This window comes from Streptomyces sp. NPDC028907 (assembly GCF_055564995.1).
In genome coordinates this window covers 290,330-309,741 of record NZ_JBVHVE010000001.1, presented here as the reverse complement: position 1 = coordinate 309,741, position 19,412 = coordinate 290,330, and the positions used below count along the sequence as shown (strand labels likewise).

At 71.5% G+C, this 19,412-nt stretch carries 17 protein-coding genes and 1 pseudogene; 12 read left to right on the top strand and 6 right to left on the bottom strand.

Features of this window, described 5'->3' with window-relative positions:
• The first annotated feature begins 42 nt into the window (after nucleotides 1-42).
• Nucleotides 43-1,050, top strand: coding sequence for a prolyl aminopeptidase (pip, locus tag ACZ4UU_RS01440; protein ID WP_468035875.1), 1,008 nt, complete (start codon nucleotides 43-45; stop codon nucleotides 1,048-1,050).
• Here the strand turns inward: pip and ACZ4UU_RS01435 are convergent.
• Nucleotides 1,035-1,754, bottom strand: a complete 720-nt coding sequence (locus ACZ4UU_RS01435) for a GntR family transcriptional regulator (RefSeq protein ID WP_468035874.1) — start codon at nucleotides 1,752-1,754, stop codon at nucleotides 1,035-1,037. The two genes, pip and ACZ4UU_RS01435, sit on opposite strands and share 16 nt — an antisense overlap.
• Before the next feature lie 178 nt (nucleotides 1,755-1,932).
• Here ACZ4UU_RS01435 and ACZ4UU_RS01430 point away from each other — a divergent pair, with 178 nt between their 5' ends.
• Nucleotides 1,933-3,417 (top strand): NCS1 family nucleobase:cation symporter-1, encoded by a 1,485-nt coding sequence (locus ACZ4UU_RS01430; protein WP_468035873.1) that lies wholly within the window; start codon nucleotides 1,933-1,935, stop codon nucleotides 3,415-3,417.
• Between the two features lie 5 nt (nucleotides 3,418-3,422).
• Nucleotides 3,423-4,142 (top strand): aspartate/glutamate racemase family protein, encoded by a 720-nt coding sequence (locus ACZ4UU_RS01425; RefSeq protein WP_468035872.1) that lies wholly within the window; start codon nucleotides 3,423-3,425, stop codon nucleotides 4,140-4,142.
• Between the two features lie 16 nt (nucleotides 4,143-4,158).
• On the opposite strand, the pseudogene ACZ4UU_RS01420 reads toward ACZ4UU_RS01425, so the two are convergent.
• The 3 genes and pseudogenes from ACZ4UU_RS01420 to ACZ4UU_RS01410 all read right to left on the bottom strand — a co-directional run.
• Nucleotides 4,159-4,605 (bottom strand): annotated as a pseudogene (locus tag ACZ4UU_RS01420) (GNAT family N-acetyltransferase); the annotation flags it as partial.
• Complete coding sequence (locus ACZ4UU_RS01415; RefSeq protein WP_468035871.1) at nucleotides 4,602-5,027, bottom strand: RidA family protein; 426 nt, start codon at nucleotides 5,025-5,027, stop codon at nucleotides 4,602-4,604. The gene ACZ4UU_RS01415 and the pseudogene ACZ4UU_RS01420, both read right to left, overlap by 4 nt.
• Before the next feature lie 143 nt (nucleotides 5,028-5,170).
• Nucleotides 5,171-5,857, bottom strand: coding sequence for a hypothetical protein (locus tag ACZ4UU_RS01410; RefSeq protein WP_468035870.1), 687 nt, complete (start codon nucleotides 5,855-5,857; stop codon nucleotides 5,171-5,173).
• A 138-nt stretch (nucleotides 5,858-5,995) separates the two neighbouring features.
• Between ACZ4UU_RS01410 and ACZ4UU_RS01405 the strand changes: the two genes are divergently transcribed.
• The 3 genes from ACZ4UU_RS01405 to ACZ4UU_RS01395 all read left to right on the top strand — a co-directional run bounded on the left by ACZ4UU_RS01405 (nucleotide 5,996) and on the right by ACZ4UU_RS01395 (nucleotide 8,909).
• Nucleotides 5,996-6,814, top strand: a complete 819-nt coding sequence (locus tag ACZ4UU_RS01405; RefSeq protein WP_468035869.1) for a nucleotidyltransferase domain-containing protein — start codon at nucleotides 5,996-5,998, stop codon at nucleotides 6,812-6,814.
• A 43-nt stretch (nucleotides 6,815-6,857) separates the two neighbouring features.
• Nucleotides 6,858-7,829, top strand: a complete 972-nt coding sequence (locus tag ACZ4UU_RS01400) for a serine/threonine-protein kinase (RefSeq protein ID WP_468035868.1) — start codon at nucleotides 6,858-6,860, stop codon at nucleotides 7,827-7,829.
• 168 nt (nucleotides 7,830-7,997) lie between these two features.
• Entirely contained in the window at nucleotides 7,998-8,909 is a 912-nt protein-coding gene (locus tag ACZ4UU_RS01395; RefSeq protein ID WP_468035867.1) for a hypothetical protein, read from the top strand.
• A 294-nt stretch (nucleotides 8,910-9,203) separates the two neighbouring features.
• On the opposite strand, the gene ACZ4UU_RS01390 is transcribed toward ACZ4UU_RS01395, so the two are convergent.
• Entirely contained in the window at nucleotides 9,204-11,645 is a 2,442-nt protein-coding gene (locus ACZ4UU_RS01390; RefSeq protein ID WP_468035865.1) for a SpoIIE family protein phosphatase, read from the bottom strand.
• A 304-nt stretch (nucleotides 11,646-11,949) separates the two neighbouring features.
• On the opposite strand from ACZ4UU_RS01390, the gene ACZ4UU_RS01385 reads away from it, so the two are divergent.
• The 6 genes from ACZ4UU_RS01385 to ACZ4UU_RS01360 all read left to right on the top strand — a co-directional run bounded on the left by ACZ4UU_RS01385 (nucleotide 11,950) and on the right by ACZ4UU_RS01360 (nucleotide 17,236).
• Nucleotides 11,950-12,186: a response regulator transcription factor gene (locus ACZ4UU_RS01385; RefSeq protein WP_468035863.1), complete on the top strand. Its 237-nt coding sequence runs from the start codon at nucleotides 11,950-11,952 to the stop codon at nucleotides 12,184-12,186.
• A gap of 175 nt (nucleotides 12,187-12,361) precedes the next feature.
• On the top strand, nucleotides 12,362-14,305 hold the full coding sequence (locus ACZ4UU_RS01380) for an FUSC family protein (protein ID WP_468035861.1): 1,944 nt from the start codon (nucleotides 12,362-12,364) through the stop codon (nucleotides 14,303-14,305).
• Between the two features lie 59 nt (nucleotides 14,306-14,364).
• Nucleotides 14,365-15,729 carry an amidohydrolase gene (locus ACZ4UU_RS01375; RefSeq protein ID WP_468035859.1) on the top strand — a complete coding sequence of 455 codons (1,365 nt, stop codon included), beginning with the start codon at nucleotides 14,365-14,367 and terminating at the stop codon, nucleotides 15,727-15,729.
• A 116-nt stretch (nucleotides 15,730-15,845) separates the two neighbouring features.
• Nucleotides 15,846-16,061, top strand: coding sequence for a hypothetical protein (locus ACZ4UU_RS01370; protein WP_468035857.1), 216 nt, complete (start codon nucleotides 15,846-15,848; stop codon nucleotides 16,059-16,061).
• 141 nt (nucleotides 16,062-16,202) lie between these two features.
• Nucleotides 16,203-16,892: a DUF899 domain-containing protein gene (locus ACZ4UU_RS01365; protein ID WP_468035855.1), complete on the top strand. Its 690-nt coding sequence runs from the start codon at nucleotides 16,203-16,205 to the stop codon at nucleotides 16,890-16,892.
• A 158-nt stretch (nucleotides 16,893-17,050) separates the two neighbouring features.
• Nucleotides 17,051-17,236, top strand: coding sequence for a hypothetical protein (locus ACZ4UU_RS01360; protein ID WP_062719136.1), 186 nt, complete (start codon nucleotides 17,051-17,053; stop codon nucleotides 17,234-17,236).
• 15 nt (nucleotides 17,237-17,251) lie between these two features.
• On the opposite strand, the gene ACZ4UU_RS01355 is transcribed toward ACZ4UU_RS01360, so the two are convergent.
• Entirely contained in the window at nucleotides 17,252-19,114 is a 1,863-nt protein-coding gene (locus ACZ4UU_RS01355) for an ABC transporter ATP-binding protein (RefSeq protein WP_468035853.1), read from the bottom strand.
• Between the last annotated feature and the right edge of the window lie 298 nt (nucleotides 19,115-19,412).

The following is a 19,412-nucleotide window of genomic DNA, read 5'->3' as shown; positions in this document are numbered from 1 at the left end:
AATGAGGCGACCGGAGGGCCGTGCGGACGTTACGTTGCCCGGATGCCTCTCTATCCGGAGATCGAACCGTACGACCACGGCATGCTCGACGTCGGTGACGGCAACCGCGTCTACTGGGAGACCTGCGGGAACCCGCGAGGCAAGCCGGCGGTGGTGCTGCACGGCGGGCCGGGGAGCCGGAGCAACCCCTGGTTCCGGCGCCTGTTCGACCCAGCCGCCTACCGGATCGTGCTGCTCGACCAGCGCGGATGCGGGCGCTCGACGCCGCACGCGAGTGCGTACGAGACCGACATGAGCGTCAATACGACAGCGCACCTGATGGCAGACCTGGAGCTGCTGCGGCGGCATCTCAAGATCGCGCGGTGGCTGGTGTGGGGGGTGTCGTGGGGCTCGGTGCTCGGGTTGCGGTACGCGCAGACGCATCCCGGAGTCGTGTCGGAGCTCGTCCTCACGGGCGTGGCCACCGGTTCCGACGCCGAGGTCGCCCTGCTGACCAGAGGGCTCGGGCAGTTCTTCCCGGAGGCCTTCGAACGGTTCGTGGCCGAGGTGCCCGAGGCCGAGCGGACGGGGAACCTCGCCGCCGCCTACAGCCGGCTGATCGAGTCGCCGGATCCGGAGGTACGGGCGCGGGCGGCGCGCGCGTGGACCGACTGGGAGACGGCCATGGCCGCCGCACCGCCGCGTTCCGTCCCGCGCTACGAGGACCCGGTGTTCCGCATGGGCTTCGCTCGTACCGTGACGCACTACTGGGGCAACGACCACTTCCTCGGCGAGGGCCACGGCGAGGGCCACGGCGGGGATCACGAGGAGGGTGTCGTCCTGCGGGACGCGCCCCTGCTCAAAGGAATTCCGGGCACCCTCGTCCAGGGCAGCCTCGACCCCGGCAACCTGCTCGGCATCGTGTGGCGTCTGCATCACGCCTGGCCGGACAGCGAGCTGATCGTCATCGACGACGTGGGGCACAACGCCGGGGCGCCGGGCATGGCGGACGCGCTGGTCGCGGCGACGGACAGGTACGCGGGACGCGAGCCGGCTCAGACGGGACTCTGATCGGCGGGACTCTGGTCGGCAGGACTCTGGTCGGCAGGACTCTGGTCGGCGTCCTCCCCGAACAGCTGCCGCATCGTCGACCGGTAGTTGGTCCGCACGTGGGCCAGTGCGTGCGACTTGGCCCGTGCCGGGTCGCCGGAGGCGATGGCTTCGTACAACTCGCGGTGTTCCACGAGGAGTTGGGGCCACTCCTCGTTCCGCCGGGTCATCCAGCGCAGGCGCCCGGCGACCGGTTCCAGGGCCTCGATCAGCAGGTTGTTGCCGGCCATGGCGATGATGCGGTCGTGCAGTCGGCTGTTGACGTCCGTGATGGTCTCCGCGTCGCCCGCATCCGTCGCGGCGGCCGCCTGTTCGAGGAGCCGCTCGACCTCGGCAAGGTCCTCCGGTGTCGCCCGTGACGCGGCGAGTCCGGCCGCGTACACCTCCAGCGCCTCGCGCAGTTCGAAGAGCTCTTTGACGTCGGCCGGGGTCAGCCGTCGTACGACCGTACGGCGTGCCGACTCGAAGTGGACGAAGCCCTCGACGACCAGGGCGCGGATCGCCTCGCGGACAGGCACCCGCGAGACCCCGAGGCGCTCGGCCAGCTCCCGCTCGACGAGCCGGTCTCCTGGCCGCAGGCGCCCGGCGATGATGTCCTGCCGCAGGGTCACCAGGACGCGTTCCCGTACCGCGCCGATGGGTTCGATCTTCGTCGTGGAGCTCATGGGGCCATTTTGGCCGAACCGAGGAGCGTTTTACGGAGCGTTAACAAGAGCGACATCGGTCAGAACTGTTGACGGGAGGACCATGTCCGCAGTTTGGTATACCAAACACCGCTCGCGACGGTTCCCACAGCAGTTCCCTCCATAAGCAGTCCTCCGTCCCTTGGCTCCTGGAGGCCCCGTGTCCCTCGCCGACCGTGCCGAAGTCACCGGCACACCAGAGTTCGTCCCCGATCCCAGGCTCACCAACGAAGACCTCGCGCCCGCGGACAAGCGCAACTGGAAGGTCTTCGACCTCTTCGCGCTGTGGATGTCCGACGTCCACAACCTCGGCAACTACACCTTCGCGGCCGGTCTGCTGGTCCTCGGCATGAACGTGTGGCAGGTCTTCACGTCCCTGCTCGTCGGCTTCGTGCTCATCTATGTCGGCATGAACTGGATGGGGAAGATCGGCCAGCGCCACGGCGTCCCGTTCCCCGTCGTCAGCCGGATCAGCTTCGGCGTCTGGGGCGCCAACATCCCGGCGCTGATCAGGGCCGTGATCGCCATCATGTGGTACGGCATCCAGACCTATCTGGCGTCCGTGGCCGTCAACGTGATGCTGCTGGCCGCCTGGCCGGGGCTGGAGTCCTGGACGCACAGCTCCTTCCTGGGCCTGCACGCGCTCGGCTGGGTGTCCTTCCTCTCCCTCTGGCTCATCCAGGCGCTGATCATCAGCCAGGGCATGGAGTCGGTGCGGAAGTTCCAGGACTTCTGCGGTCCGGCGATCTGGGTGGTGATGATCGCGCTGGCGGTCTGGATCCTGGCCAAGGCCGGCTGGACGATCTCGCTCACGTCCACCCCGCACCCGGTCTCCGTCGGCGAGCAGTGGCGGCAGTGGTTCGGCGCGATCGGCCTGATCCTCGCCACGTACGGCACGCTGATGCTCAACTTCTGCGACTTCTCCCGCTTCGCGCCCGACTACCGCACGGTCCGCAAGGGCAACTTCTGGGGCCTGCCCATCAACTCGACGGCATTCGTGGTCGTCTCGGTGATCGTCACCGCCGGTTCGCTGGAGGTCTTCGGCGAGGCCATCACGGATCCGGCGGAGCTGGTGGCGAAGGTCGGCAACACCTGGGTCCTGGTCCTGGCCGCCCTGACGTTCGCCATCGCCACCATGGGCGTCAACATCGTCGCCAACTTCGTCTCCCCGGCGTACGACCTGGCCAACGTCTGGCCACAGAAGATCACCTTCAAGGTCGGCGGCATGATCAGCACGGTGGCGGCGCTGGTCGTCACGCCCTGGAACCTCTTCTCCAACCCGACGGTCGTCAACTACTTCCTGGGCGGCCTGGGCGCCTTCCTGGGCCCGCTGTTCGGCGTGATCATGGTCGACTACTACCTCGTCAAGCACGGCCGGGTGGACGTCGAGGAGCTGTTCTCCGCCGAGCCCGGCTCGCGCTACTACTACCGCAAGGGCGTCAACCCCAAGGCGCTGTGGGCGTTCCTGCCGTCGGCGGCGGTCGCGGCGGTGCTGGCGCTGGTGAAGACGTTCAGCGATGTGTCGCCGTACTCCTGGTTCATCGGGACGGCGATGGCGGCGGGGCTGTACCTGCTGCTGTGCCGCGGTGAGCGGGCCGAGTCCGCTGCCGCGCAGGCCGCCAAGCCCGTGACGCGGGAGGTCTGAAGGACGTGCGGATCGTCGTCACCAACTGCAACACCACGCAGGAGATGACCGAGGAGATCGTACGAGGTGCCCGGGCCGCCGCAGGCCCGGGCACCACCGTGCTCGGACTGACCCCCGGGTGGGGGCCGGAGTCGGCGGAGGGCTGGCTCGACAGCTACCTCTCGGCGGCGGCCGTGATGGACGCGCTGCGGACGTACGAGGGCCCCGAGTACGACGCGGTCGTCATGGCCGGTTTCGGGGAGCACGGGAGGGAGGGCGTGCGGGAGCTGGTGGACGTGCCGGTCGTCGACATCACCGAGGCCGCCGCGCATCTGGCCTGTCTGCTCGGGCGGCGGTACGGCGTGGTGACCACGCTGGAGCGGTCGTGCGGGCAGATCGAGGACAGCCTGGAGACCGCCGGGGTGGGCCGCAACTGCGTCGCCGTCGTCGGTACGGGGCTCGGCGTGCTGGAGCTGGCGGACGGCGAGCGCACCGAGTCCGCCTTCCTGGCGGCCGCCGAACGGGCCCGCGACGCCGGTGCCGAGGTCCTGGTGCTGGGCTGTGCCGGGATGACCGGGTTGCAGCGGACCGTGGCGGAGAAGCTGGGGGTTCCGGTGGTCGACGGGGTGGGGGCGGCAGTCAAACTCGCCGAGTCGCTGGTGGGGTTGGGGCTGACGACGAGCCGGGCCGGGACGTATGCGAAGCCGTTGCCGAAGCGGCGGGCGTGGGGGGCGTCGCAGGGCTGACCGCAGTGACGGGGGAGGGAGTCCAGACGTACCGCGCGTCCGGCTCCCGCTCCTCGTTGCGGCTGCCGTCCGTGTGCTCGACGGCGACGAATCCGTGGCGCTCGTAGAAGCGGTGGGCGGGCTTGTTGACCTGGAAGGTCCACAGGCTCAGCCCGCCCGGTCTGCGTCGCTTGGCGAGGTCGACGAACCGGTCGCCGATGCCGCGGCCCCGCCGGTCGGGATCGAGGTAGAGCTGGGAGAGCTCGTCGCGGTCGAGGACCATGAGGCCGATGACGCGGTCGGCGGCCTCGGCGACCCAGGTCTCCCTGAACGGGACCACCACCTCCCGGAAGTAGGCCCGTACCTCGTCGTCGGAGTGCGGTCGCGCGACCGTAGGCAGGGCCGCGGCGAAGGACCGCAGCCAGACGTCGGCGGCGGCACCGGCGTCGGTCGCGGTGGCCCGGCGGAGCGAGACCGGCGTCATGGCCGTGACTCTCCTGCCGGCCCCTCGGGAACGACGGCCGTGGCCGTGATCTCCACCAGCTGCCCGGTGTATCCGAGGCAGGCCACACCCAGCAGCGTCGACGAGTGAGGACCCGCGCTCAGTCCCGACGCCTCGACGACCTCCCAGACGGCGGACAGCACGGCGGTGTCGCCGCTCACGACGTACACCTCGGTCGACAGCACGTGCGCCAAGTCGCTGCCGACCGCCCGCAGTTGCTCCTCCAGGTTGGCGATCACCTGCTCGGCCTGCCGTACCGGGTCTCCTTCGCCGACGAGGTTCCCGTCGCCGTCCAGCGGCACGGAACCGGCGAGGAAGGCGAGTCTCGTGCCGGCTTCGACGACGGAGGCGTGGGAGTAGGTGGGGGGAGGGAAGAGGGCGGGGGAGGTGACTCGCCGGATCATGGGAGCTCCTGGGGGTGCCTGAGACGTGGTGGTGAACAGTGGTGAGCGGTGGGGAGTGGTCTCGTGGTGACAACTTGCCGATCATCCGGGGGTGGAGCCGCATACGCATCCGAATTTCCGTCCCGGAAGCTGCTCCCGGGATGTCATCCCGGCGGTGGACCGCACTCCCCTTCACGCAGCCGGCGTTCGCACTCCTGCGCAAGGGACGGGTACACCTCGGAGATGGCGGCGTAGACGCGGTGGCGCAGCAGTTGCTCGGCTGCGGCGCGGCCGGTGCGACCGTACAGCTCGTCGAGGATCTCGTCGTGGCGGGTGAGTCGATGGCGCAGATAGTCGACCTTCCAGCGGGCGAGCGCGCTCGGCTCGGCGCCGTCGACCGTGGCAGGTGCCGGGGCATGGCCCGACCGCCACGACGCCCGCTCCTCGTCCACGCGGTTGCGGTGCTCGACCGCCAGTGCCGCCAGCCTGTCCGGGGTCAGTCGCGGCACCTCGATGCGCTCCGCCGCGATCCGCGCCAGCACCTCCCGCCGCCTGCGCAGCGCGGCGGCCCGCGCGGCAGCGGAACGCCTCGCGGCGACCGCCGCGGCGGCGCGGAACTCCTCGCTCCGCTCGACGGCCTGCACGCGCTCGATGCTGTAGAGACGGGTCTGCGGGGCGGAGTCGAAGTGCGGGTGGGTGCGCAACAGGTCGGGTTCGCCGAGCAGTTGGCGCATCATGCCGGGGGTCCAGCCGCGGGCTCGTAGGCCGGCTGTGGAGAGGTGGGTGCGGGGTGGTTGGGGCGGTTGCTGAGCGCGGTCGTGCGTCCCTTGGGTCTTCTCGTGCGTCGTCATCACTGCTTCCCCCGTCGCCGTTACGCTGAGTGACGAGTTCATTGATAACGCGTGCCACTGACAACGCGGCGAAGCGGGGGCTCCGGGCCGGGGGGAAATGGCGTGGAGTCCTCGTGCGCACCCGCCTACGCTGCGCCTATGACTGTCCTCCCCGACTCCGCTTTCCTCGCCCACACCGCCGACCGCCTCGCCTCCCTCCCCACCGTCCAGGCCGTTGCCCTCGGTGGATCCCGGGCGCAGGGCACGCACGGGCCGGACAGTGACTGGGACTTGGCCGTCTACTACCGCGGGGCCTTCGATCCGGAGGATCTCCGTGCTCTCGGTTGGGAGGGTGAGGTGTCCGAGGTCGGTGGTTGGGGCGGGGGCGTGTTCAACGGGGGAGCCTGGCTGACGGTCGAGGGGCGGCGGGTGGACGTTCACTATCGCGATCTCGACGTGGTGGAGCGGGAGTTGGCGGAGGCGGTGGAGGGGCGGTTCCGGGTGGAGCCGTTGCTGTTCCATCTCGCGGGGATTCCCAGCTACTTGGTGGTGGCCGAGTTGGCGATCAACCGGGTGCTGCGGGGCGAGCTGCCGAGGCCGGCCGCCTATCCCGAGCCGCTGCGTCGCAGCGCGAGCGAGCGCTGGTACGGCACCGCCCGGGCCACCCTCGGGTATGCGCGTGCCAACCATGCTCCGGCAGGCCGGCTCACCGAGGTCGCGGGTGCCCTGGCCACCGCTGCCGCGCAGACCGGGCACGCCGTGCTGGCGGCGCGCGGGGAATGGGTGACGAACGAGAAGCGGCTGCTGGAGCGGGCCGGGCTGCGGGGTGTGGACGGTGTCATCGGGGCGCTGGTCGTCGCCGGCGGTGAGGGGCTGGGCTCGGCGGTCGCCGAGGCGGAGCGGCTCTTCGAGGGGGCGATGGAGCGGGCCGCGGCGTCCCTGGAGGGGTGTGGCCCCGCGAGCGGATCCGCTGGATAATTTGTCCATGTACGGGGCGATTTTCGGTGGGTGATGCGCGGCGATGGGTGCGGGACTGGTCGGGGCGCGGATCGCGGGCTACCAGGTGGAGTGCGAGCTCGGTCGTGGGGGCATGGCCGTGGTGTACCGGGCGAGGGACCTGCGTCTGGAACGCACGGTGGCACTGAAGCTGCTGACCCCGGACATGGTCCGCAATGACACCTTCCGCCGCCGCTTCGCGCACGAGCAGCGGGCGGCCGCGGCACTCGACCACCCGCACATCGTGCCGATCTTCGAGGCCGGCGAGACGGAAGGCGTCCTGTACATCGCCATGCGGTACGTCCCGGGGCTGGATCTGCGGGCCCTGCTCGACCGGGACGGCCCTCTGCCGGTCGCGACGGCGGTACGTATCGCCGCACAGGTGGCGTCCGCCCTGGACGCGGCCCATGAGCACGATCTGGTGCACCGGGATGTGAAACCCGGCAATGTGCTGGTGGCCCGGGGCACGGACAGCGACCACCCCGAGCACGTCTACCTGACGGATTTCGGGCTGACGAAGAAGTCGCTGTCGCTGACCGGGCTCACGTCCGTGGGCGAGTTCGTCGGGACGCTCGACTATGTGGCTCCGGAGCAGATCGCCGGTCGCCCGGTGGACGGCAGGTGCGATCTGTACAGCCTCGCGTGCGTCGTCTACGAGACCCTCGCGGGCGGGCCGCCCTTCCAGCGGGACGACAGCATGGAACTGCTGTGGGCCCACCAGTACGACCAGCCGCCCGCGCTGAGCGAGAGGCGGCCGGGGACCCCGCCGGAGATGGACGAGGTCGTGGCCCGGGCCCTGGCCAAGGTCCCCGAGGATCGTTACGACTGCTGCCTGGACTTCGTGGCGGCGCTGCGTGAAACGGCACGGGGTGCCGAGCGCGAGCCGGAGTCGCACGAGGCTCCGCATCCGCCGACCCAGGTGGACCGGGCGGTGGGGCCGCTTCCGCGTCCGCCGCTGTGGGCCCGGCCCGTCTTCGACCGTCGGCCCGGTCACTGACCTGTCAGCTGTGCCGCTACCTCACCGCTTCGGGCCCGTCAAGTCCCGAGCCTTCGGAACGTGACCAAGCGGGACGAAGCGGGCCTACTGGAAGTGCGCCTCACCGGAAACGCCGGATCGAACGAGGCACCGGGGCTCCGCCAAGGGCCAGTCACTCCAGAAGGAACCATGAACTCTTCCACCCGCACCCGCGACAACGTCCGTTCCAAGCGCCGTCTGGGCCTGACCATGGCGGCGGTGTCGGCCGCGGTCGTCACCGGAGGCGTCATCCTGCCGGCCACCGCCGCGACGGCGGCTCCGATGTCCTCCGAGTCGGCGGTGTCCGTGGTGCCCCAGGCCAAGGGCAAGGACGGGGGCGAGGACAAGGGGGAGGACGAGCCCGAGGACAAGCCCGAGGACAAGCACAAGGGCAAGAAGAACTACTGCTGGAGTGACGACCACAAGGAGCGCTTCAAGGAGGAGGACAAGGACCGCAAGGGCAAGGACCGCAAGGACAAGAAGCACGACAAGTGGGAGAAGAAGTACTACTGCTGGGCGGGCGGTAAGAAGTTCTACTGGTCCGAGAAGTACGAGTGCTACTTCGTAGTGATCAAGCACGCCAAGCGCTACTTCTGGGACAGCCACAAGGACTACCACTACTTCGAGAAGCACTACAACCAATGGAAGGTCGAGATCCACGAGCACTTCTGGGAGGACGAGGACCACTGGAAGGACGAGGACGAGGCGAAGGACAAGCACGAGCACGAGGAGAACGGCGAGCACGAGGAAGGTACCGAGGACGGGACCGAGACTGAGGAAGGTACCGGGACCGAGGAGGGTACCGAGGACGGCACCGGGACCGGGACCGGGACCGAGGACGGCACCGACGCCGGGGACGACACGGCTGACCAGGGCGACGAGAACGGGACCGGCACCGAGGACGGGACCGGCACCGGGACCGAGGACGGCACCCAGACCGACGACGGCACGGCCGAGCAGGGCACCGAGAGCGGCGAAGGCGCCGACACCGAGGTGCAGCCCCAGACCGACGCCCAGCCCGAGCCGGAAGTCCTGGTCGACGAGCCCGCCCCGGCCGTGTAAGTCCGGACGGCGGAGCACGACACCCACTCCGACGGGGTGAAGGCACTCAGACCTTCACCCCGTCACTCTTTCCCGAAAGGAACACCGCCCATGTCCGCACAGCTCTGGCAGCGCGGCCTCGCCCAGACAGCCCACCCTCGCTCGATCGCCCCCTGCGCGGCCCGTGCGGCATCCACGCGCCCTCGCGCGGCGTCCGGACCCCGCCGACCTGCCGAGGGGCGGCGCCCGGTGGGCCGACTGTCGGGCACCGGTCCCGGTCATCACCCCCGCGCACCCCCGCTCCCCAAGCCTGTGTCAGGCCCGGTTGAGGAACTGTTCGGCCCATACCGTCTTGCCGGTGGCCTCGTGCCGAGTCCCCCAGCGCTGGGCGAGCTGGCCGACCAGCAGCAGGCCCCGTCCTCCCTCGTCGAAGACCCTGGCGCGGCGCAGGTGCGGGGCCGTGTTGCTGGAGTCGAAGACCTCGCTGATGAGGGTGCGGCCCTCGTGGATCAGGCGCAGCCGTACGGGCCTGCGGCCGTAGCGCAGGGCGTTGGTGACCAGCTCGCTCACGACGAGTTCGGTGATGAAGCCGGCCTCCTCCAACTGCCAGGCGGCCAGCTGGTCGGTGGCCAGCCGACGGGCCCGGGCGACGACCGTGGGTTCGAAGTCCAGCTCCCAGGTGGCGACCCGGTCGGCGCCGAGGCAGCGGGTGCGGGCGGCGAGCAGGGCGACGTCGTCGTCCGGCGGGTGGGTCAGCATGGCGGCGAGGAGTCGGTCGCAGACCGTGTCCGGCGTCGGCGCGGGGCGGGCGAGGGTGGCGAACATCTTGTCCAGGGCCTCGTCGATGTCGTGGTCGCGCGCCTCGAGCAGACCGTCGGTGTACAGCGCGATCAGGCTGCCCTCGGCCAGTTCGGTCTCCACGGTCTCGAACGGCAGGCCACCGAGGCCCAGGGGCGGGCCGGGCGGGACGTCGAGGAAGCGCACCGCGCCGTCGGGCGCGACCACGGCGGGCGGGGGGTGGCCGGCCCGGGCCAGTGAGAGGCGGCGGGAGATCGGGTCGTAGACCGCGTAGAGACAGGTGGTGCCGATCCCCGCGGCGCCCTCCGCCGTCTCCTGCGGCCCGGCCTCCTCGGCGGACAGGTGCACCACGAGATCGTCGAGGTGGGTCAGCAGTTCGTCGGGCGGCAGATCGACGTCGGCCAGGGTGCGCACCGCCGTTCGTACCCTGCCCATGGTCGCCGCGGCGCGGACGCCGTGACCGACCACATCGCCCACGACCAGGGCCACCCGGGCGCCCGACAGCGGGATCACGTCGAACCAGTCGCCGCCCACCCCGGCCCGCCCGCCGGCCGGCAGGTAGCGGGTGGCGATGTCCAGGGCGTGCTGATCGGGGAGCGTCTGCGGGAGCAGGCTGCGCTGGAGGGTCATCGTGGTCGTGCGTTCCCGTCCGCGCTGCCGGGCTCGGCGGATGCCCTCGGCCGCAGCGCTCGCGAACTGCTCGGCCAGCCACACGTCGTCCGCGTCGAACGGCTCCCGGCGCCGGTGACGGCCCAGCAGCACCGCACCGAGCATGCCGCCGCCCTGGGCACGCAACGGCACCACCATCACCGAGTGCACCTGCCCCCGGCCGATCCATGCGGCCTGTGGATCCTCTTCGGCCCAGCGCGCGACGGCCGGTTCGCCCACCCCGTACACGATCGCCTGCCCCTCGACCAGGCATCGCGTCACCGGGGAGGCCGCCGGGTAGCGCACCGACTCTCCCGGTGCGACGCGGGCGCCGCCGTCGTCGAGGACGGACCGCACCGCGACCCGGCGCAACACGGCCCGCCCCGCCGACTCGGCCGACAGCACGGGGTCGGCCTCGCCGCTGCGCCGGAAGGCGTCCAGCACCTCGACCGCGACGTAGTCCGCGACGGCGGGTACGGTCACCTCGGCCAGCTCCTGTGCCGTGCGCTCGGCGTCCTCGGTGGTGCCGATCCGGGGCAGGGCCTGAAGCAGCATCCGCTGCCGGGCCGGATCGCCGCCCGCCGTCCGGTACGCCACCAGGCACACCGCACGGACCTGACCCTCCGCGTCCTTCAGCGGAGCCAGCGACGCCGGCCAGCCGCCCTCCGCGCCCACACCCCCGGGGCCCATCACATCCGCGACATGCTGCACCCCGCCCCCGTCGAGCACCCGCCGCATCGCTGCCTCGGCCCGGTCACTCAGCGGATGCGGAGCGAGCTCCGCCAGCCGCCACCCGTGCATCTCCTCCGCGCTCAGCGCCAGCGCACCCTCCAGGCCGGCGTTCGCCGCCACCAGCCGCAGCTCCCGGTCGAACACCCCCACGCTGCACGGCAGTTGGCGCAGCACCCACTCCCCGAGCAGCCCGTCCCTCGGCAGATCCTCGCCCGGCGACGACGGCCCTCCGGCCGAGCCCGCGACCACCAGCCACTCGGCCGCCGCGCCACCGGAAGTCCTGCGGTGCGCCAGCAGCCGCCGCGGCAGCTGCCGCCCGTCCCGATGCCGCAGCACCGCCGAGCCGCTCCAGCCTCGCCGCCCGGCCGCGACCCGCCGTACCCGTTCCTCGATGTCGTCGGCCACCAGCCGGGCCGCCGGGCGCCCCACCACCTCGGCCGGCCCGTAGCCCAGGAGCCGCCCGGCCCCCTCGCTCCACCCCGTCACGATGCCCCGCTCGTCCACCGTGGCCGTGCACGGCTCCTGCGGCGCGACGCTCGCCCGCGCCCACTCGCCGGAGCGGGAGGAAGGACGCGTCATCACCGCTCCTCTCACCGTTCACCGCTCACGTGCCGGCACCACCCCCTGACCAGCATGATCCCGGCGCACACCAACCACAACCGGAGGCACCGGCGGCACGGGACTCCGTCTGTGACACGGCTGTGACAGCGGGCGGACGCGGTGATGACCTCGCCCAAACATTCTCTTTACAAGGGGCAAAAGTGAAGCATTCAGGCATTCAGTTCGTGCCGACCACTGCCCTCTGCTTCCAAGGGTGTGAGCAGAAACGACCGCGCCGACCAGCCGGTGAAACAACCGTGCCGACCAGCCGGGAGAACACCCCATGCATCCCACCCCCACGGCAACCCCCGCCACGACCCCCACCGACACCCCGTCGCTCACCCCGCGCGAACTGGAGACCCTGCGTCACATCGCCGCGGGCCGCACCTACTGCCAGACAGCTCGCCACATGGGCCTCTCCCAGCACACCGTCGACACCTACCTGCGCCGTATCCGGGCCAAGTTCGACGTCAACACCACCGCCGAACTCACCCGCCTCGCCATGGCCCTCGGCCTGTAGGACACCGCGCGTACTTGCGTTCATAAAGAACGTGGCCTTTCCAGGCATCGTCACATTCTCGAAATACGACCGTCCCATCCCCTCCAGGACTTCGATCTACGGTGGGCAGCACAGCCCGCCGCCCGGCCACCGTCGCCCGAAGGCACACCCCCGCCCTCGCCCCGACAGGAGCCCCGTGTACCGCCCCGCACCCCCGGCCTTCGCCCTCCCGCCCTGGCTCGCCCACGCGCTGCGCGCCCAGCGCGGACCCGTGCCCTGGAGCGCGGTCCTCCGAGGAGCCCTGGCCGCCGGTCCCCTCCTCCTCGCCGCCGTCCTCGCCGGCCGCACCTCCCTCGGCGTCGTGGCCGCCATCGCCGCCATGCTCGCCGGCATCAACGACCGTCCCGGCAGCCGCCGTGCCTCCGTCAAGCGGCTAGGGGTGCCGGCGCTGGCCGGGGCCGCCGGGCTGCTGGTCGGTACGTACGCAGGTGACAGCCTCGGCGCCGTCCCGCTCACCGTCCTTCTCACCGGCCTCGGACTCCTCGCCGGCGGCATCAGTGCCGTCGGGTCCGTCCCCTCCGCCGCCGGTACGCAACTCCTCGTCGCCTCCGCCATCGGAGCCGGGATGCCGTTGCCGGAGGGCGGGTGGCAGCGGGCGCTCGGCTATCTCGCCGGTGCCGCCTGGCTGCTCGGGCTCCGACTGGCCCTGCCCACCCCCGGCTCGCTCGTCGGGGACTTCCGGTTCGACGGAGAGCGGGACGCCGTCGCCGGTGTGTACGACGCCGTCGCGGACCTCCTCGACGCCGTCGGCACCCGGGACGCCATCGCCCGCCGCGTCGCGCTCACCGCCGCCCTCGACCACGCGCAGGACGCCCTCGCGGGACCCCGCCTGCGGCGGTACGCCTCCTCGTCCACCGAACGACGGCTGCACGCGCAGTACGCCGCGGCCCTGCCCCTCGCCGAGGCCGCCACCGCGCTCGCCTGGGCCGGGGAGTCCGTCGCCGAGCGCGCCTCCGAAGGGCCGCGCAGGCTCGCCGGGGCCGTACGCGGCAACACGCACACCGGCCCCCTCCCCGCGCCCTCCCGCTCCGCGCCCGCCCTGCGCGCCCTCGACGACGCCCTGCTGCACGCCGCCGAGGCGTTCGACCGGGGCCGCGGGAACAGCGACCTGCACACCCGGCGTCGCCGTACGGCCAAGGACCGGGCCCGGGCCGTCCTCGGGGCCGGCGGTCGGGAGTACGGCCTGCGGGTCGCGCTCAGCTTCGGCGCCGCCGCGGCCATCGCCCAGGCCCTGCACCACACCCAGTGGTACGGCCGGCACGAACACTGGTACTGGCTTCCCGCCACCGCCGTCTTCCTCGTCAAGCCCGACCTGGGCCCGCTCGTGTCCCGAGTGCTCTGCCGGGCCGCCGGCACCGTGCTGGGAGCCCTTCTCTTCGCCGGGTTCGCCGCCGTACTGCCCCGCCCCGAAGGCCTCGTCGCGCTCGTCGCCCTCAGCGGCGCCCTCATCCCCGTCGCCACCCGCCACTTCGCCGCCCAGACGGCCGTCGTGACCGTGCTCGTGCTCGCCCTGGTCATGGTCGGCGGCGAACCGCAGGCCTCCGCGAGCCGTATCGGCGAGACCCTGCTGGCCTGCGCGATCGTGCTGGTCGTGGGCCATCTGCCGATGCCGGGTCAACGAGGCGGAGGCGTCCGGGCACGCCTCGCCGAGGCGAACCGGGCCGCGCACGCCTACCTCGCCCATGTGCTGCGCGAGGCGGACGGTGATCCCGGCGGCCGCGTACGGGAGCTGCGCGGGTCGGGCGCAGGCCACAACGCCCGCACGGATGCCCGCGCCCTCCGCTGGACGCTCCGTCGCGAGGCCTACCGGGCGCTCGCCGAGGCCCGTACCGCCATCGCTCACGCCGCAGCGGAACTGCCCGCGCTCGCCCGGCACGCGGAGGGGGCCGATGACGTCGTCGCCACGCTGGAGCGGCTCGTCGACGCGACCACCGCGTGCGCCGTACACCTCGACGACTCGGGCCTGCTGACGCCGTGGCACGGCGCTCAGCTCACCGAGTTGCTGGCGGAGCTCGCGGCAGAGCGGGGACGGGTGGGGCTGAGCGGGCCCGGGGTTCCCGGCGCGCAGGTCGCGGGCTGAGGCCGACGTGATGGAGCGTAGGCGGAGTCGGTCCGACGACCGCGTCGTACGTTGGCGTGATGACGCCTTCTCCCACGGAAGCTCCCGCCGACCTCGTCATCACCGGCTGCACCGTCCTCCTGCACGACGACCAAGAACGGATCGGGTTCGAGGAGGACGCCGCGATCGTCGTACGCGGCGGTGTCGTCGAGGCCGTGACCACGGCGGACGCCGTCCGCGACCGGCCCGCAGCCGAGCGCGTCGACGCGTCGGGCCAGGTCGCCCTCCCCGGCCTCGTCAACTGCCACACCCACGCCCCGATGGTGGCCCTGCGCGGGGTCGCCGAGGACCTGCCCACCGAGGAGTGGTTCAACGACGTCGTCTGGCCCGTCGAGTCCAACCTCACTGAGAAGGACGTGGAGTTGGGCGCGCTGCTCGCCTGCGCCGAGATGATCCGAGGCGGCGTCACCTGCTTCGCCGACCACTACTTCTCGATGGACGCCGTGGCCGCCGTGGTCGAGCAGTGCGGTATCCGGGCCCACCTGGGGGAGGCGTACTTCTCCTCCCAGGGACCCCAAGGCCGGGAGAAGTCACTGGAGTTCGCGCTACGGCACCGCGACACCGCCGACGGCCGGATCACCACCACCCTCGCCCCGCACGCCCCCTACACCGTCGACGACGCCGACCTCGCCGCCACCGCCGAACTCGCCCGCGAGCACGGCCTCCCCGTCCACCTCCACGCCGCCGAGAACCGCGACCAGGCAGAGACCAGCCTCGCCCGCCACGGCGTCACCCCCATCGAGGTGCTCCGGCGCACCGGGATCCTCGACGTCGACGTCCTCATCGCGCACGGCACCGGCATCCTCGACCGCGACCTGCCGGTCCTGCGGGACGCCTCCGGCCGTACGGCGGTCGCCACCGCGCCCCGCGGTTACCTCAAGTTCGCCTGGCCCACCACCACACCCGTCCGCGCCCTGTGCGACATCGGTATCCCCGTCGGCCTCGCCACGGACGGCGCCGCCTCCAACAACTCCCTCGACGTCTGGGAGTCGATGGCCCTGACCGCCCTCCTGCAGAAGTCGACCACCGGCGACCCCCGCTGGCTGACATCCCGTCAAGCCCTGCACCACGCCACCCTCCAGAGCGCCCGCGCGCTCGGCCTCGGCGACACCCTGGGCACCCTCGCCCCCGGCCACCGCGCCGACATCATCCTCGTCGACCTCACCGGCCCCCACACCCAGCCGCTCCACGACCTCGCCGCCACCCTGGTCCACAGCGCCCGCTCCTCAGACGTCCGCACGACGATCGTGGACGGCCGGATCCTGATGCGCGACCGGGAGCTGCTGACCATCGATGTTCCGGCCGTGGTGAGGGAGCTGGGGGAGCGGATGCCGACTCTGCTGGACCGGAGCCATGGCAGGCGGATCCAGGACTACGACACCTGAAATCCGGCCTCGAAGGGCCGTTTTGGCGCCAACCATCGGTAGTTGATCGATCGCGCAGGGTGGTTTCGCGTTACACATGAAAGCCGTGACGCACCTTCTGACGGGAGGTCGGCCTGGTGGAGCTGACGATCAACGTGGCGCTACTGCTCGCTGTCATCATCGTCCTGCGGCTGAGGCGCAGGACGCAGGCGCGCAGCCGGAACGACGAGAAGCTGACCGTGGCCATCGTGCTCGTGTTCGGCATCCTGGTCGCCCCGACCGCCTTCGGGCAGGGAGTCATCGACGTGGTCGGCCAACTCGCCCAGGGCGTCACCCAGTCGGGCAGCCCCTGATCGCCCCCGCTCCTCGGGGCGGCCCCGCCATGCCGTTCGCGCTGCCGTAGACGTCTTCCGGAAAAACTTCGCGCCCCGCGATGAGTTACGCCCCTGCCGCCGGTCACCACCCAGAACGGACCGTTGCGAGGAGGGGCGTCCATGTCGCTTCCGGAGGTCGTGTCGCGTGAGCAGTGGCGCGCGGCGCGTGAAGAGCTGTTGGTCAAGGAGAAGGCGGTCACGCGCGCGCGTGACGCGCTCAATGCCGAGCGGCGCAGACTGCCGATGGTCGAGGTGGAGGAGGAGTACGTCTTCGAGGGCGGTGACGGCAAGGCCGTCCTGCTCGACCTCTTCGAGGAGCGGCACCAACTCGTCGTCCACCACTTCATGTTCGCCCCCGAATGGGACGCCGGCTGCCGCAGCTGCTCGGGATTCCTCGACCAGATCGGGCACCTGGCACACCTCAAGGCGCGCGGGACGACCCTCGTCGCCGTGTCCAGGGCTCCGTACACCAAGATCCTGCCGTTCAAGGCGCGCATGGGGTGGACGGTTCCTTGGTACTCGTCGTACGGCAGCGACTTCAACCACGACTTCGAGGTGACCCTGGAGCACGAGGGCGAGCTGGTGGAACGGCCCGGTGTCAGTTGCTTCCTGCGGGAGCGGGACCGCGTCTTCCACACGTACTCGACCTATGGGCGCGGTCTGGACGGGCTGGGCTCGACCACCGGCTTCCTGGACCTCACCGCGCTCGGCCGGCAGGAGGAGTGGGAGGAGCCCGAGGGGCGTGCGTCGGCTCTTGGGGCGCCCGCGGGCAGTGAGCGCGTCAGGTATCACGACGAGTACGAGGACTGACACGGGGTGTAGCGGTGGATCATCGAGTGTGAGCGCGCGCTCACACATCGCGGTGAACGAGTGTCAACTACGTCTCAGTCCCGTCACCGGGCGAGGCGATTCACCTCCGGCAGGCGTTAACTCCTACAAGTACGAACGACGCTGATCGGAGGTGCAGGATGGTGAACGGGCGAACCGTGCTCGAACGCTTTCCCGCGGGCGGGCCGCGGGGTTCGTGGCCGGCGGAGGAGTTCGCACACGCGCGGCGGATGGAAGGCCTGCCCGCCGAGGTCGTGATGGACCTCGCGACGGACGCCTTCCTGGTGATCGTCCGCGGTGACGTCCCGCTCGACGCCGCCGCCTGAGCCGACCCGTGCGGGTCAGCCTGCCTTCGGCGCGGGCACTCGCGAGGTGAACTGCTCAGCCTGGAGCGAGTACAGCTCCGCGTAGACACCGCCCGTGGCCAGCAGCTCGTCGGGCGTGCCGGACTCCACGAGCCGGCCCTGGTCGAGGACGTGCACCAGATCGGCGTGGCGGACGGACGCCAGCCGGTGCGTGATGAGGACGACCGTCTGCCCGGTGGAGGCCAGGGCACGGATCTTCTCGAAGACCTCCAGCTCGGCCCGCGCGTCCAGCGCCGCCGTCGGCTCGTCCACGATCAGGATGCGGCCACGCCGGTACGCCGCCCGGGCGATCCCCAGCCGCTGCCACTGCCCTCCGGACAGCTCGTGCCCTCCGCTGAAGTTGCGCGCCAGCAGGGTGTCCAGCCCACGCGGCAGATCGGCCACCACGTCCTCGGCCCCGGCCTCGCCCAGCGAGGCGGCCAGCCGCTCCTCGGTGAGCGGCGCGGAGGAGCGGCCCACGGCGACATTGACCCGGGCGGTGAACGGCCAGCGCTTGAAGTCCTGGGCCACCATCGCGATGCGCTCGGCGAGCCCGTGCCGGTCGGCGGTCGCCGCGTCGACGTCGTCCCAGAGGATGCGGCCCCGGTCCGGCGTGTAGAGCCCCGCCAGTAGCTTCACCAGAGTGGTCTTCCCGGAGCCGTTCTCACCGACCAGCGCGACGATCCGGCCGAGGGGGAGGGTGAGCGTGACGTCGTCGAGGGCGGGGCGGGCGGACTCACCGGGGTAACTGAAGCTGACTTTCTCGAAGCGGATCTCCGACGGATCCTCCGGCAGCGCGACCCCGCCCACCGGAATCGCCCGCTCGGCCGCCTCGACGTACAGCCGCTGAAGATCGCCCACGAAGAGGGCCTCCTCATGGAGCGCGTTGACCTCCAGCACGAGGCTGTCGAGGCTGGCGGAGCCGGTGCGGATCGCGATGACGGCCGTACCCGCCACGGAGAGCGCCATCGCCCCGGCCAGCAGCAGTCCGCCCAGCGTCGCGTATGTCGCGACGGTCGCGAGCCCCGTCCACGCCGCCGCGATCAGCCCCGTACGCGCCGCCAGCCGGGCCAGCCGCGCCTGCTCCGCCTCGGCCGTCTCCGACATCGCCCGGTAGTGCCGCAGCAGGAAGGGCCCGACGCCGTGGACGCGGATCTCGGGCGCGGCGGCCGGCTCGGTCAGCAGCCCGCTGATCAGATGCCCGGCGCGGGAGTGCTGCACCCAGGTGTGGAAGGACTCGTAACGGCGCCGGGCGTTGGTCAGGGCGCTCCAGGCGCTGGGCAGCGTCATGGTCACGAGGAGGGGCAGCAGGGCGGGATGCAGCACGGTGAGCACACCCGCCGCGGCGATCAGCGAGATGGCCGCGTTCACGACCCGCGTGCTGTACGAGATCATGCGCCGGGCGGATCCGGCCCCGTACTGCGCGGTGTCCAGCAGCTTGTGAAAAGCGTGGTCCTCGATCGCGGCCAGCTCCACCGCCGCCGCCCGTTCCAGATACAGCTCGGTCGCCACCCGCTCCACCTTGGGCTCCAACCGCCCCGTGGCGTACGTGGACGCCGCCCGCAGCAACGTCGAGACCACCATCACCGCGGCCATCGCGACCAGCGCCGGAACGACACCCCGTAACCGCTCCTCCAGCGACCCGCCCCCGATCAGCCGCCCCAGCACACTGTTCACGGCCAGCAGCCCCACCGCCTGGCCCAGCCCCCGCCCGACCTCGGCCGCCAGCACCGTCCGCGCCGCCCGCCGGTCGGCCTGCCACGCGAGCCGGAAACTCGACGCCAACAAGGACGGCAACCGCGTCACCATCGCCCGGAAGTTCAGCTCCAGAAAGGCGTCCCGATGCTGGTTCCACCCCATGTCGTACCGCAGAGGCCCCCCGAACAACAGCCGCTCAGATTCGGAGACCCCAGCCTCACCAGCACCGCGCTTGTTCCCCACCACACACCCTCCCCCGACCGACGGAGGGCCACTATGGCGGGACCCGGGGTGAGCAGGGGAGGGCGCGAGAGGCACCGGCAGGTGCGCGCGGGCGTGCACTTTCAGCCCGTCCGCTGTTCGCGGACCAGCCGCATTCTCGCCGCATTCTCAGCCCGTCCGGCGTTTGAGGACGAGGCCCGCAGGGCCGATGCGGGGGCCTGGGGGCGCAGCCCCCAGG